Below are 246 nucleotides of genomic sequence, written 5' to 3' on the forward strand. Positions count from 1 at the left end.
CCTATATTTAATGAAAAACGTACAATCATAGGCGCAATCGCATTCGGTAAAATATAACGCCATATGATATTCCAAGTGTTTTCACCAGTGATACGTGCTGCATCTACATATTTCATGCGTTTAATTTTATAGGTGATGCAGTGCGTGATGCACTAGATCCAAGAATTCATTAAAAAGGTAGGGATAGATGTGAAGAAAATCATTAGTATCGCAATTATAGTTTTAGCGTTGGTATTAAGTGGTTGT

1 pseudogene is annotated in these 246 nt (G+C 35.0%); it reads right to left on the bottom strand.

Annotated features, from left to right (window positions below):
- Nucleotides 1–128, bottom strand: a pseudogene (locus IDG63_RS15050) (ABC transporter permease subunit); the annotation flags it as partial.
- Nucleotides 129–246: the final 118 nt, after the last annotated feature.

It is taken from the genome of Staphylococcus sp. EG-SA-14, assembly GCF_017151935.1.
GTDB lineage: Bacteria > Bacillota > Bacilli > Staphylococcales > Staphylococcaceae > Staphylococcus > Staphylococcus aureus.